The sequence below is a fragment of the Quadrisphaera sp. RL12-1S genome, assembly GCF_014270065.1.
In the GTDB taxonomy this organism is placed as follows: domain Bacteria; phylum Actinomycetota; class Actinomycetes; order Actinomycetales; family Quadrisphaeraceae; genus Quadrisphaera.
In genome coordinates this window covers 46484-59776 of record NZ_JACNME010000003.1, presented here as the reverse complement: position 1 = coordinate 59776, position 13293 = coordinate 46484, and the positions used below count along the sequence as shown (strand labels likewise).

Here is a 13293-nt window from a genome sequence, read left to right as displayed (position 1 = left end):
GTACGTCCATGGCCAAGAAGAAGAGCAAGGGCAAGAGCCCGTCGGTGAGCCTGGCGGACCGGCTGCGCGCAGCGCAGGCGTCCCTGGACAGCGCCACCGCCGCCAAGGACGAGTCCGCCACCCGGCGCGAGGAGACCGCGCGCCGCCGCGACGAGGCCGCTGCGGCCGTCGCCGCGGCGAAGACCGCACGCAAGGAGGCCCGTGCGTCCCTCGCCGCCGCCGAGAAGGCGCTGGTGAAGGCCAAGGCGTCCCTGGAGGACCTGCGGGGCAAGGCGAAGAAGGCCGACAAGGCCGCGCACTCCGCCGACGTGGCGGCGGACGAGGCGCGCCGCGAGCACGAGCAGCTGGCCCGCAAGGCCGCCCGGCGCCAGGGCGCCGCCGACGCCGCGACCGCCGCGGACGCGGGTACCCCGGCCGAGGCCGCCGCCGAGACCGCCACCGCCGAGCCGACCCCGGAGCCGACCCCGGAGCCGACGGCCGAGCCGGCCGCTGCGAGCGAGGCGCCCGCCCCGGCGCGGCGAACCCGCACCACGACGCCCCGCGCCCCGCGCGCCACCGGCACCCGGACCCGGCGCACCACCGCGTCGGCGAGCGGCTCCACCGGGGCGGCCGAGCCCGGCGTCGTCGTCGACACCCCTGAGGGGGAGGCCGCGGACACCCCGCCGCGGACCACCAGGACCCGCCGGGCCGCCGGCACCGGAACGCCGCGCGCCACCACCCCTCGCACGCGCCGTCCCCGCGCCACCTCCGTCACCGCCACCGACGTGACCGCCGCCCCCGAGGCCCCCGAGGGCATCGCCACCGCGGGCGTCCCCGACGCCGACCAGCCCGAGCAGGTCACGACCCCTCCCGCTGAGCAGCCCGCCGAGCAGCCCGCTGAGCAGCCCGCTGAGCAGCCCGCTGAGCAGGCGAGCGACCAGCAGTCCTGACCGCTGCTCCGCGGCGGTCGAGGACGCTGCGCGCGGCCACGCGTGCGCGGCTCCCTCGACCGTCGCGGCAGGGGGGCGGTACCTGGCGACCGGGGCCGACGACCAGCCGCGGCCGACCCTCCTAGACTCGGCTCCCATGCCCGCCCTGCCCCGCGAGGAGGTCGCGCACCTCGCGCGGCTGGCCCGCATCGACATGCCCGATGCCGAGCTCGACCACCTCAGCGACCAGCTGACCGCCATCGTCGACGCGGTCGCCTCGGTCACCGGTGCTGTCGCCGCCGCCGAGCGCGCCACGGGCGAGCCGGTGCCGGCCACGAGCCACCCGGTGCCGCTGACCAACGTGACCCGGCCCGACGTGGTCGCGGGCGTGCTGACCGCCGCCGACGCCCTCGCCGCGGCGCCGGAGGCCGAGGACGACAAGTTCCGCGTGCCGCGCATCCTCGGGGAGGACGCATGACCACCGGCAGCACCACCGGCAGCACGAGCGGCAGCGCGTCCGAGCTGACCCGCCTGGACGCCTCGGCCATGGCGGCCGCCCTCGCAGCACGCGAGGTGTCCGCCGTCGAGCTCACCCGGGCCCACCTGGACCGGATCGCGGAGGTCGACGGGCCCGCCGAGTCCGGCGTCCACGCCTTCCTGCACGTGGACCGCGAGGGTGCGCTGGCCCGCGCCGCGGAGCTGGACTCCGCCCGCGCCCGCGGCGACGAGCTGCACCCGCTGGCCGGTGTCCCCGTGGCCGTCAAGGACGTCATGGTCACCCGGGGCATGCCGAGCACCGCGGGCTCCCGCATGCTCGAGGGCTGGGTGCCCCCGTACGACGCGACCGTGGTCGAGAAGATGCGAGCCGCCGGCTTGGTCACGCTCGGCAAGACCAACATGGACGAGTTCGCCATGGGGTCCAGCACCGAGCACTCCGCCTTCGGGCCCACCCGCAACCCGTGGGCCGCTGACCGGATCCCCGGTGGCTCCGGCGGCGGCTCCGCCGCCGCGCTGGCGGCCTTCGAGGCGCCGCTGGCCACCGGCACGGACACCGGCGGCTCCATCCGCCAGCCGGCCTCCGTGACCGGGACGGTCGGGGTGAAGCCGACCTACGGCGGCGTCTCCCGCTACGGCCTCATCGCCCTGGCCAGCAGCCTCGACCAGGGCGGCCCGTGCGCCCGCACCGTGCTCGACACGGCGCTGCTGCACGAGGTGATGGGCGGACACGACCCGCGCGACTCCACCTCCCTGACCGACCCCGTCCCCGCCGTCGTCGCGGCGGCCCAGGAGGGCGCCCGGGGCGACCTGCGCGGCGTGCGGGTGGGCGTGGTGTCCGAGCTGGGCGGCACGGGACACGCGGAGGGCTTCCAGCCCGGGGTGCTCCAGCGCTTCTCCGAGGCGCTCGACCAGCTGCGCGCCGCGGGCGCCGACGTGGTCGAGGTGAGCTGCCCCAACCTCGAGCACGCGCTGGGCGCCTACTACCTCATCCTCCCGAGCGAGGCGAGCAGCAACCTGGCCCGCTACGACGGGATGCGCTTCGGGCTGCGGGTGCTGCCGGAGGGCGTGGACCCCTCCGAGGTCACCGCGGAGCAGGTCATGGCCGCCACCCGCGCCAAGGGCTTCGGCGCCGAGGCCAAGCGCCGCATCATCCTGGGCACCTACGCCCTCTCCAGCGGCTACTACGACGCCTACTACGGCAGCGCGCAGAAGGTCCGCACGCTCGTCCAGCGGGACTTCGCCGCCGCGTTCTCCCAGGTGGACGTCCTGGTCAGCCCGACGGCACCCACCACGGCGTTCCGGCTGGGGGAGAAGCTCGACGACCCGCTGGCGATGTACCGCGGAGACGTCGCGACGATCCCCGCCAACCTCGCCGGCATCCCCGGCATGAGCCTGCCCGTGGGGCTGGCCCCCGAGGACGGCCTGCCGGTCGGCCTGCAGCTGCTGGCCCCCGTGCGCGAGGACGCCCGGCTGTACCGCGTGGGCGCCGCCCTGGAGGCGCGCCTGCACGCCGCGTGGGGCGGGAAGCTGCTCGACCGCATCCCCGCCTGGACGCCCGCCACCCCTGCTGCGACGACCGCCGGAGCCTCCGCATGAGCACCAGCGCCGACCTGGTCCCCTACGACGACGCCGTCGCCCGCTTCGACCCCGTGGTGGGCCTCGAGGTGCACGTCGAGCTGAACACCGCCACGAAGATGTTCAGCGGGGCGCCCACGGAGTTCGGCGCGGAGCCGAACACCCAGGTCGACCCGACGTCCCTGGGCCTGCCGGGCTCGATGCCGGTGCTCAACGCCAAGGCGGTGGAGTCCGCCGTCCGCATCGGCCTGGCGCTCAACTGCTCCATCGCCAGCGAGTGCCGGTTCGCGCGGAAGAACTACTTCTACCCGGACATGCCCAAGAACTTCCAGACCAGCCAGTACGACGAGCCGATCGCGTTCGACGGCTGGCTCGACGTCGAGGTGCCCGCCTCCGAGGACGGCTCGCTGCCGGCGTTCACGCACCGGGTGGAGATCGAGCGCGCCCACATGGAGGAGGACACGGGCAAGTCCTCCCACGTCGGCGGGGCCACCGGGCGCATCCACGGCGCCGAGTACTCGCTGGTGGACTACAACCGCGCCGGCATCCCGCTCATCGAGATCGTCACGCGCCCCATCACCGGCGCCGGCGCGCGCGTGGGGGAGGTCGCCCGCGCGTACGTCGCCACCCTGCGCGACCTGCTGCGCGGCCTGGACGTCTCCGACGTGAAGATGGAGCAGGGCTCCATGCGCTGCGACGTCAACCTCTCGCTGCGCGACTCGGCCGAGGCCCGCCTGGGCACCCGCACCGAGACGAAGAACGTCAACTCGCTGCGGTCGGTGGAGCGCGCGGTGCGCTACGAGGTGGGCCGCCAGGCGGCGGTGCTCCTCGCGGGCGGCGCGGTGCTGCAGGAGACCCGCCACTGGCACGAGGACACCGGCCTCACCACCTCCGGGCGCGTGAAGTCCGACGCCGAGGACTACCGGTACTTCCCCGAGCCCGACCTGGTGCCGGTGGCCCCGGACCCGGCCTGGGTGGAGGAGCTGCGCGCGTCGCTGCCCGAGCCGCCCGCCGCGCGCCGCCGCCGCCTGCAGACCGACTGGGGCCTGACCGACCTCGACATGCGCGACCTGCTCAACGCGGGGGCCCTCGACCTCGTCGAGGCCACGGTGGCGCACGGCGCGCCCGCCGCAGCGGCCCGCAAGTGGTGGACGGGCGAGCTCAGCCGCGCCGCCAACACCCGCGGCACCGCCCTGGAGGAGCTTCCCGTCACCCCGGCCCAGGTGGCGCAGCTGCAGGCGCTCGTGGACGGCGGCAAGCTCAACGACACGCTGGCCCGCCGGGTGCTCGAGCACGTGCTCGACGGCGAGGGCGACCCGCAGCAGGTGGTCGAGGCGCGCGGCCTGGCCGTGGTCTCCGACGACGGCGCTCTGCTCGCGGCGGTCGACGAGGCGCTGGCCGCCAACCCGGACGTCGCGGGCAAGATCCGCGACGGGAAGGTGCAGGCGGCGGGAGCGATCGTCGGTGCGGTCATGAAGGCGACCCGCGGGTCGGCCGACGCCGCCCGCGTGCGCGAGCTGGTGCTGGAGCGCGTCGCCGCGGGCTGAGCACGGTGCTGGAGCCGCGCCACCAGGGTCCCGAGCCGTCCGCTCGGGCTCGCCCGGACGCCCGTCGCGCGCTCAAGTCCCCCCGTCGGCGGACCGACCACACGAGGGTGCGAGCGGCTGGTGACCCGGTGAGCTGGCGGCGCCTGCCGCGGCTGTCCGGGCTGCTGCTCGCGGTCGCCGTCGTCGTCGTCCTCCTGGTCCGCTGGTGGGTCGTGCCGCCCGGTGCGCAGCCGTCCGTGGACGCCGTCGTCGTGCTCGCCGCGCCGCTCGCCGGCGCCTGCGTCCTGCGCGCGCTCGCGGCCGGCGAGCGCCGCACCGCCGCGCTGGACGCCCTCGTGACCGGTGCCTCGCTGGCCGCTGTCGCCTGGCTCGTCCACTACCAGGTCCGCGCGAGCACCACCAGCACCGCGGTCGCCGCGCTCGGCGCGCTCGCCCTCCTCGCGCTGTGCGCCCTCGCGTGCCTGGGCGTGCTCACCGCCCTGGCTCGCCCCCACCGGGGAACGGGTGGCTGCCCCGCCGAGGAGCGCGCCGCGCGCTCCGGCGCCCTCACCAGCGGCGTGCTCGTGGGCGGTGTCATCACCGTGGTGGCCCTGAGCGCCGGTCCGGGCGGCGCCTACCTGGACCTCGAGAGCGGCGTGCTGGTGTGCCTCGTGGTCGCGCTCGGTGCCCTCCGCGAGGCCCAGCTGCGCCGCCAGCGCGCGGGACTCGTGGGCGACCTGCGCCGGCAGGTGCTCACCGACGACCTCACCGGGCTGCCCAACCGCCGCGACCTCGTCGAGGTGCTCCAGCGCGACGGCGCCGCCGAGCGCACCGTGGTGGTCAAGCTGGGCCTGGACTCCTTCTACGAGTACAACGCCCAGTTCGGCTCCTCCTGCGGCGACGCGGCGCTGCGCTCGGTGGCCCGCGTCCTGCTGGAGACCACCCCTGCGGACTGGACCGTCCACCGCACCGGGGGCGACCAGTTCCTCCTGCGGGGCCCGGGCACCGCCGCCGACGGCCGCGCGCGGGCGGAGGTGGCCCTCGCCGCCGTCCGCCGGGCCTCGCTGTCCGACGACCGGCCCCTCAGCGCCAGCGCCGGCGTCGCCGAGGCCGTCCCCGGCGTCCTGGACCCCGCCGCCGTCCTGTCCGACGCCGCGGCCGCCCTGCGCGCCACCAAGGCCCGCTGCGACGGTGGCATCGGCGTCCACGACGCCGCCCTGGTCGAGCGCACCCGGCGCCAGCACCAGGTCACCGCTGCCCTGCGCGAGGCGCTCGCGGCCGACAGGCTCTCCGTGGGCCTGCAGCCGGTCGTCGACGTCGCCACCGGCACCACCACCGGCTTCGAGCTGCTCTCCCGCTGGGACGACCCGGTGCTCGGGGTGGTCTCGCCCGAGGAGTACGTGCCCGTGGCCGAGGCGGCCGGGCTGGTGCACCAGCTGGGCGAGAGCGTCCTGCGCCAGGGCCTGGCCGCCCACGTGGCGGCGGGCGGTGTCGAGCGCCACCTGCGGGTGGCCGTCAACGCCTCCGTGCACGAGCTGCGCCGGTACGGCTACGCCGACGGCGTGCGCGCCGCCGCGGCCCAGGCGGGGGTGCCGCTCGACCTGCTCACCGTGGAGGTCACCGAGTCGGTGTTCCTGGCCCGCGAGGACCCGGCCGCCCCCACGCTGCGCGAGCTGCGGGAGGCCGGTGTCCGCCTCGCCATCGACGACTTCGGCACCGGCTACTCCTCGTTGGGCTACCTCGACCGCCTGCCGGTCACGTACGTCAAGGTGGACCGGTCCCTGGTGGTGGCCGCGGCCGCGAGCGAGCGCTCACGAGCGCTGCTCGCCGCGGTGGTGGCCGTCTCCCGCTCGCTGGACCTGGAGGTGGTGGCGGAGGGCATCGAGGACGAGGCGCAGGCGCGGATGGTGCTCGACCTCGGCGTCCGCCTGGGCCAGGGGTGGCTGTGGTCGCGCGCCCTCGAGCCGTCGCAGCTGGCCGCGCACCTGGCGGCGCCCCCGCGCGCCCTGACCGCCGACCGAGAGCCCCTCGCCTGAGACGGCCCGGGGCGCAGGTCAGGCCAGCGGCACGCGCAGCAGCCTGTCGTCCCCGTCGCGGGGCGTCCCGCGGGAGGTGTTGTCGGTGAGCACCCACAGCGCCCCGTCCGGACCGGCCACCACGTCGCGCACCCGCCCGTGCTCGCCGTCGAAGACGCGCTCGGGCTGGCCGAGGCGGCCGTCGGCCAGCGGCACGCGCCACAGCTCCTGCCCCCGCAGCGCGGCCACGTACACGGCGTCCCCGGTGACCAGCAGCCCGCTGGGAGAGGCGTCCGACGTCCGCCAGGTGACCAGGGGGGCCGTGAAGGCCGGGTCGTCGACGCCGCTCGCCGAGCCCGACGGCCCGGCCACCGCCCCCTCCACCAGCGGCCACCCGTAGTCGCGCCCCGGCTCGAGCAGGTTGAGCTCGTCCTGGGCGTCCTGCCCGAACTCGGCCTGGAACATCCGCCCTGCGGAGTCCCAGCCGATGCCCTGCGGGTTGCGGTGGCCCCACGTCCACACCGGCGAGCCCTCCACGGGGTTGCCGGGGGCCGGGCGGCCCTCGGGGGTGAGGCGCAGCACCTTGCCGGTGAGCGCGTCCCGGTCCTGCGCGGTGGACGGCGCGCTGGCGTCCCCGGTGGTCACGTAGAGCATGCCGTCGGGGCCGAAGGCCAGCCGGCCGCCGTGGTGGACGGTGGCCGAGGTGATGCCCGTGAGCACGGGCTCCGGCGCTGACAGCGAGCCGGCGCCGTCCCCGCTGCCGGGGGTGTAGCGCATCCGCACCACGCGGTCGTCGGTGGCGGTGGTCGTGTAGGCGTAGAGCCACCCGTCCTCGGCGAAGGCGGGGGAGAGGGCCAGGCCCAGCAGCCCACCCTCCCCGCGCGGCTCGACGCCGGGCACGGAGCCGCCAGGTCCCGGGGCCGTGACCTGCTGGGCGGACCAGCCGCCGCCGTCGGAGGAGACCCGCTGGACGCGCGCGGTGTCGCGCTCGCTGACCAGGGCGCTGCCGTCGGGCAGCACGACCGTGCTCCACGGGACGTCGAGGCCGGTGACCACGTCCTGCGCGGGCTGCGGGGTCCCGCGCAGGGCCAGCCCCGCGGCCCAGACCCCTGTCGACGCGGACGACGACGCCGCCGACGAGGGGGACGACGACGGCGCGGGCAGCTGCTCGGTGGACACCGCGGCGGGGGCCGCGGCCTGCTGGCCCGAGCAGGCGGTCAGCGCGAGCGCGGCGGCGAGCAGGCAGGCGGGTGCGGCGCGTCCGGCGGTGGAGGGTCGGCCCATCCCCCAGCCTGACCCGCCGCAGGTCGCACGGCCAGTCGGGGCCTGACAGGGTGGTCGTCCGTGAGCGACGTGCTGACCATCACCCTGCCCGACGCCGATTGGCAGGAGGCCCTCGCGCCGCACCTGCCCCCGGGCGTGCGGAGCCTGGTCTGGGACGTCGACTCCGACCCGCGGGAGGCGCTCGGCGCGGACGCCGAGCAGGTCGGGTACGTCGTGCTGCCGTACATGCACCCCGCTGGCGCGCTGGAGTCCCTCGGGTCCCTGCCGGCGCTGCGGCTGGTCCAGACGACGTCGGCCGGGTACGACGACCTCCTCGAGCGCCTGCCCGGTGGCGTGCGCCTGGCGAACGGCGCGGGCATCCACGACGCCTCCACCTCCGAGCTGGCGCTGGCGCTGGCGCTGGCCAAGCTGCGCGGCCTCGACGACGCCGTCCGCGACGCCGAGGAGGGGGCCTGGCGCCCGGTGCAGCGCCGCGCGCTGGCCGACCGCCGCGTCCTCGTGCTCGGCACCGGTGGCATCGGCGGAGCCATCGCCGACCGCCTGGAGCCCTTCGAGGTCGACCTCGTGCGCGTGGCCACCACGGCCCGCACCGACGGGCGCGGGCAGGTCCACGGGATCGACGAGCTGCCGGAGCTGCTGCCGACCGCCGAGGTGGTCTTCATCGGCCTGCCGCTCACGGACAGCACGCGCGGACTGGTCGACGCGGCGTTCCTGGCCGCCCTGCCCGACCAGGCGCTCGTGGTCAACGTGGGCCGCGGCCCCATCGTCGACACCGGCGCGCTGCTGGCCGAGCTGCGCGCCGAGCGCCTGCACGCCGCCCTCGACGTGACCGACCCGGAGCCGCTCCCCGAGGACCACCCGCTGTGGGGCGCTCCGAACGTGCTCATCGCCCCGCACGTCGGCGGCAACACCACGGCCATGCGCCCGCGGGCCCTGCGGCTGCTCCGCGCCCAGGTCGAGCGCCTCGCGGCCGGGCAGGACCCGCTCAACGTCGTCGTCGGCTGAGGGCCGCGCCGAGAGCGGTCCCGGGGCTGGTGGGGGCGCAACCTACGCGGCCGTAGGATCGCGGGCATGACCCAGGCCGACATGAAGCCCCGCTCCCGCCAGGTCACCGACGGGCTCGAGGCCACCGCCAGCCGCGGCATGCTCCGTGCCGTCGGCCTCGGCGACGACGACTTCGCCAAGCCGCAGATCGGCGTGGCCTCGTCGTGGAACGAGATCACCCCCTGCAACCTGTCGCTCGACCGGCTGGCCAAGTCCGTGAAGGACGGCGTGCACGCCGCCCAGGGCTACCCGCTGGAGTTCGGCACCATCTCCGTCTCCGACGGCATCTCCATGGGCCACGAGGGCATGCACTTCTCCCTCGTGAGCCGCGAGGTCATCGCCGACTCCGTGGAGACCGTCATGCAGGCCGAGCGCCTGGACGGCTCGGTGCTGCTGGCCGGGTGCGACAAGTCGCTGCCGGGCATGCTCATGGCCGCCGCCCGCCTCGACCTCGCCAGCGTGTTCCTCTACGCCGGCTCGATCCTGCCCGGCTTCGCCAAGCTCTCCGACGGCACCGAGAAGCAGGTGACGATCATCGACGCCTTCGAGGCCGTCGGCGCCTGCGCGCGCGGGCTCATGAGCCGCGAGGACGTCACGGCCATTGAGAAGGCGATCTGCCCGGGCGAGGGCGCGTGCGGCGGCATGTACACGGCCAACACCATGGCCAGCGCCGCCGAGGCCCTCGGCATGAGCCTGCCCGGTTCAGCCGCCCCGCCGGCCACGGACCGCCGCCGCGACGGGTTCGCCCGGGCCTCGGGCGCCGCCGTCGTCAACCTGCTCTCCCGCGGCATCACCGCGCGCGACATCATGACCAAGGAGGCGTTCGAGAACGCCATCTCCGTGGTCATGGCCTTCGGCGGCTCCACCAACGCCGTGCTGCACCTGCTCGCGATCGCCCACGAGGCCGAGGTGGAGCTGACGCTGGCCGACTTCGACCGGGTGGGCTCCCGCGTCCCGCACCTGGCCGACGTCAAGCCGTTCGGCCAGCACGTCATGACCGACGTCGACAAGATCGGCGGCGTGCCGGTGGTGATGCGGGCCCTTCTCGACGCGGGCCTGCTGCACGGCGACGTCATGACCGTGACCGGGAAGACGATGGCCGAGAACCTCGCCGACATCGCCCCGCCGGACCCGGACGGCAAGGTGCTGCGGGCCCTGGCGGACCCGATCCACCCCACCGGCGGCATCACGATCCTGCACGGCTCGCTCGCCCCGGGCGGCGCCGTGGTGAAGTCGGCGGGCTTCGAGTCCGACGTCTTCGAGGGCACCGCCCGGGTCTTCGACCGCGAGCGCGCCGCGATGGACGCCCTGGAGGACGGCACCATCACCGCGGGCGACGTGGTGGTCATCCGCTACGAGGGGCCCAAGGGCGGACCCGGCATGCGCGAGATGCTCGCCATCACCGGCGCCATCAAGGGCGCCGGCCTCGGCAAGGACGTGCTGCTGCTCACCGACGGGCGCTTCTCCGGGGGGACCACGGGCCTGTGCGTGGGCCACGTGGCGCCGGAGGCCGTCGACGGCGGGCCGGTCGCGTTCGTGCGCGACGGTGACCGCATCCGCCTGGACGTGAAGAACAAGACCCTCGACGTGCTCGTGGAGGAGTCCGAGCTGGCGGCGCGCCGGGAGGGCTGGGAGCCGTTGCCCCCGCGCTACACCCGCGGCGTGCTCGCGAAGTACACCCGGCTCGTGGGGTCGGCCAGCGGCGGAGCCGTCTGCTCCTGACGTCCGGCCACCGGGACGGACCGTCTCACCAGGTGAGACGGTCCGTCCCGGTGGCTGACAGGGCGCTCCGGAGGGGGCTACTCTCCCGGCATGGGCATCCTCGTCGTCGTACTCGCGCAGCGCGCGAGCTGACGCCGTCGTCGACGTCCCGCCGCGCGCGACCCTCCGCAGACTCCGCTGACACCGGAGCCGGGGGGTCTTTCCATGCCCGGCGGAACGAGGGGCCGGGCTGCTCGCACAGCACGACCCCGCGACCAGCAGCACAGCAGCAGGAGGACCGATGAGCACCGCCAGCACCGAGGGCGCCGCCGCCCAGCCGGCCAGCGGCACACCGGAGCGCATGACGGGAGCGCAGAGCATCGTGCGCTCCCTCGAGAGCGCCGGGGTCGAGGTCGTCTTCGGCCTCCCGGGCGGAGCGATCCTGCCCACCTACGACCCGCTGCTCGACTCGACGAAGCTCCGCCACGTGCTCGTGCGCCACGAGCAGGGCGCCGGCCACGCCGCGCAGGGCTACGCCGCCGCCACCGGCCGCGTCGGGGTCTGCATGGCGACGTCGGGGCCGGGCGCCACCAACCTCGTCACCGCCATCGCCGACGCCCACATGGACTCGGTGCCCCTGGTCGCGGTCACCGGGCAGGTCTCCTCCACGGCGATCGGCACCGACGCCTTCCAGGAGGCGGACATCGTCGGCATCACCCAGCCGATCACCAAGCACAACTACCTCGTGACCGATCCCGCGGACATCCCGCGCGTCATCGCCGAGGCCTTCCACCTGGCCTCGACCGGCCGCCCCGGCCCGGTGCTCGTGGACGTCACGAAGGACGCCCAGCAGGCGATGACCACGTTCCAGTGGCCGACCTCGCTGGCCGAGCTGGACCTGCCCGGCTACCACCCGACCACGCGCCCGCACGCCAAGCAGGTCCGCGAGGCGGCCCGCATGATCGCCGAGGCGAAGCGCCCGGTGCTGTACGTGGGCGGCGGCGTCATCCGCTCCGGCGCCTCCGCGGAGCTGCGGCGCCTGGTCGACACCTCAGGCGCGCCCGTGGTCACCACGCTCATGGCCCGCGGCGCCCTGCCCGACTCCCACCCGGCCAACCTCGGCATGCCCGGCATGCACGGCACCGTGGCCGCGGTGACGGCGCTGCAGCGGGCCGACCTCATCGTCAGCCTGGGCGCGCGCTTCGACGACCGGGTCACCGGCCTGCTCTCGAGCTTCGCCCCCGGTGCCGCGATCGTCCATGCCGACATCGACCCCGCGGAGATCGGCAAGAACCGCCGCGCGGACGTCCCGATCGTCGGTGACGCCAAGGAGGTCATCGCCGACCTGGTCCCGGCCCTGGAGGCCGAGCACGCCGCCGGGCGGCGCGCCGACCTGGGCGGCTGGTGGCGCCAGCTGGACGACCTGCGCACCACCTACCCGCTCGGCTACGACGAGCCGCAGGACGGGTCCCTGAGCCCGCAGAAGGTCATCCAGCGCCTGGGGCAGATCAGCGGCCCGGACACGGTCTTCACCTCCGGCGTGGGCCAGCACCAGATGTGGGCCGCGCAGTTCATCTCCTACGAGAAGCCGAACACCTGGCTCAACTCCGGCGGCCTGGGCACCATGGGCTACTCGGTGCCCGCCGCCATGGGCGCCAAGGTCGGCCGCCCGGACACCACCGTGTGGGCCATCGACGGCGACGGCTGCTTCCAGATGACCAACCAGGAGCTCGCCACCTGCGCGATCGAGGGCATCCCGATCAAGGTGGCCGTCATCAACAACTCCAGCCTCGGCATGGTCCGCCAGTGGCAGACGCTGTTCTACGACGGCCGGTACTCCAACACCGACCTGCACACCGGGGTCGGCCGGGCCAAGGGCCAGCGCATCCCCGACTTCGTCACGCTGGCCGAGGCCTACGCGTGCGTGGGCCTGCGCTGCGAGGACCCGGCGGACCTGGACGCCGTCATCGAAAAGGCCATGAGCATCAACGACCGGCCCGTCGTCGTCGACTTCGTGGTGCACCGCGACGCGATGGTCTGGCCGATGGTCGCCGCCGGCGTCTCCAACGACGCCATCCAGTACGCCCGCGGCCTCTCGCCCGTGTGGGACCGCGAGGAGCAGGACCCGGAGACCGGCCTGGAGATGAACGGAACCGCCCGATGAGCGCGCTCACCCCCACCAGCAGCTCGAGCACCCGCCACACCCTGTCGGTGCTCGTCGAGGACAAGCCCGCCGTCCTGGCGCGCGTGGCCTCGCTGTTCGCGCGGCGCGCGTTCAACATCCACTCCCTCGCCGTCGGGCCCACCGAGCACCCGTCGCTGTCGCGCATCACCGTGGTGGTCGACGTCGAGGACTCCCCGCTGGAGCAGGTCGTCAAGCAGCTCAACAAGCTGGTGAACGTCCTCAAGGTGGTCGAGCTGGAGCCGGAGACCTCGGTCCAGCGCGAGGTGCTCCTGGTCAAGGTCCGCGCCGACGCCACCACCCGCGGCCAGGTGCTGGACGTGGTCAACGTCTTCCGGGCCGCCGTCGTCGACGTCGCCCCCGAGGCCATGACCATCGAGGCGATCGGCGCGCCGGAGAAGAACGCCGCGCTGCTCAAGGTGCTCGAGCCGTTCGGGGTGCGCGAGATCGTGCAGTCCGGGGTCGTGGCCGTGGGCCGCGGCTCGCGCTCCATCACCGACCGGGCGCTGCGCAGCGCCTAGGGCACCGGGCACCGCCTGACGCCCGTCCGCCAGACTTCC

At 75.3% G+C, this 13293-nt stretch carries 10 protein-coding genes; 9 read left to right on the top strand and 1 reads right to left on the bottom strand.

Features of this window, described 5'->3' with window-relative positions; translation table 11 throughout:
• The first annotated feature begins 8 nt into the window (after window positions 1-8).
• From H7K62_RS06540 to H7K62_RS06520, 5 genes are all read left to right on the top strand, one after another.
• On the top strand, window positions 9-929 hold the full coding sequence (locus H7K62_RS06540) for a hypothetical protein (RefSeq protein WP_186717153.1): 921 nt from the start codon (window positions 9-11) through the stop codon (window positions 927-929).
• A gap of 136 nt (window positions 930-1065) precedes the next feature.
• Window positions 1066-1386 (top strand): Asp-tRNA(Asn)/Glu-tRNA(Gln) amidotransferase subunit GatC, encoded by a 321-nt coding sequence (gatC, locus tag H7K62_RS06535; protein ID WP_186717152.1) that lies wholly within the window; start codon window positions 1066-1068, stop codon window positions 1384-1386.
• Window positions 1383-3002 (top strand): Asp-tRNA(Asn)/Glu-tRNA(Gln) amidotransferase subunit GatA, encoded by a 1620-nt coding sequence (gatA, locus tag H7K62_RS06530; RefSeq protein ID WP_186717151.1) that lies wholly within the window; start codon window positions 1383-1385, stop codon window positions 3000-3002. The genes gatC and gatA overlap by 4 nt, the downstream gene beginning before the upstream one ends.
• Window positions 2999-4528 carry an Asp-tRNA(Asn)/Glu-tRNA(Gln) amidotransferase subunit GatB gene (gatB, locus tag H7K62_RS06525; RefSeq protein ID WP_186717150.1) on the top strand — a complete coding sequence of 510 codons (1530 nt, stop codon included), beginning with the start codon at window positions 2999-3001 and terminating at the stop codon, window positions 4526-4528. Before gatA ends, gatB begins: the two co-directional genes overlap by 4 nt.
• A 128-nt stretch (window positions 4529-4656) precedes the next feature.
• Window positions 4657-6543: a putative bifunctional diguanylate cyclase/phosphodiesterase gene (locus H7K62_RS06520; RefSeq protein WP_186717149.1), complete on the top strand. Its 1887-nt coding sequence runs from the start codon at window positions 4657-4659 to the stop codon at window positions 6541-6543.
• 18 nt (window positions 6544-6561) lie between these two features.
• On the opposite strand, the gene H7K62_RS06515 is transcribed toward H7K62_RS06520, so the two are convergent.
• Window positions 6562-7806, bottom strand: a complete 1245-nt coding sequence (locus tag H7K62_RS06515; protein WP_186717148.1) for a PQQ-dependent sugar dehydrogenase — start codon at window positions 7804-7806, stop codon at window positions 6562-6564.
• A 60-nt stretch (window positions 7807-7866) separates the two neighbouring features.
• On the opposite strand from H7K62_RS06515, the gene H7K62_RS06510 reads away from it, so the two are divergent.
• From H7K62_RS06510 to ilvN, 4 genes are all read left to right on the top strand, one after another.
• Entirely contained in the window at window positions 7867-8811 is a 945-nt protein-coding gene (locus H7K62_RS06510; protein WP_186717147.1) for a 2-hydroxyacid dehydrogenase, read from the top strand.
• A gap of 66 nt (window positions 8812-8877) precedes the next feature.
• Window positions 8878-10572 (top strand): dihydroxy-acid dehydratase, encoded by a 1695-nt coding sequence (ilvD, locus tag H7K62_RS06505; protein WP_186717146.1) that lies wholly within the window; start codon window positions 8878-8880, stop codon window positions 10570-10572.
• A gap of 280 nt (window positions 10573-10852) precedes the next feature.
• A complete protein-coding gene (locus H7K62_RS06500; protein ID WP_186717145.1) occupies window positions 10853-12715 on the top strand; it encodes an acetolactate synthase large subunit in 1863 nt (620 codons plus the stop codon).
• Complete coding sequence (gene ilvN, locus H7K62_RS06495) at window positions 12712-13254, top strand: acetolactate synthase small subunit (RefSeq protein ID WP_186717144.1); 543 nt, start codon at window positions 12712-12714, stop codon at window positions 13252-13254. Before H7K62_RS06500 ends, ilvN begins: the two co-directional genes overlap by 4 nt.
• Window positions 13255-13293 lie beyond the last annotated feature (39 nt).

What these genes read in the sequence shown, in the direction of transcription:
- H7K62_RS06540 (WP_186717153.1), top strand. Translation starts at nt 9, where the DNA reads ATGGCCAAGAAGAAGAGCAAGGGCAAGAGCCCGTCGGTGAGCCTGGCG.
- gatC (WP_186717152.1), top strand. Translation starts at nt 1,066, where the DNA reads ATGCCCGCCCTGCCCCGCGAGGAGGTCGCGCACCTCGCGCGGCTGGCC.
- gatA (WP_186717151.1), top strand. Translation starts at nt 1,383, where the DNA reads ATGACCACCGGCAGCACCACCGGCAGCACGAGCGGCAGCGCGTCCGAG.
- gatB (WP_186717150.1), top strand. Translation starts at nt 2,999, where the DNA reads ATGAGCACCAGCGCCGACCTGGTCCCCTACGACGACGCCGTCGCCCGC.
- H7K62_RS06515 (WP_186717148.1), bottom strand. Translation starts at nt 7,806, where the DNA reads ATGGGCCGACCCTCCACCGCCGGACGCGCCGCACCCGCCTGCCTGCTC.
- ilvD (WP_186717146.1), top strand. Translation starts at nt 8,878, where the DNA reads ATGACCCAGGCCGACATGAAGCCCCGCTCCCGCCAGGTCACCGACGGG.
- H7K62_RS06500 (WP_186717145.1), top strand. Translation starts at nt 10,853, where the DNA reads ATGAGCACCGCCAGCACCGAGGGCGCCGCCGCCCAGCCGGCCAGCGGC.
- ilvN (WP_186717144.1), top strand. Translation starts at nt 12,712, where the DNA reads ATGAGCGCGCTCACCCCCACCAGCAGCTCGAGCACCCGCCACACCCTG.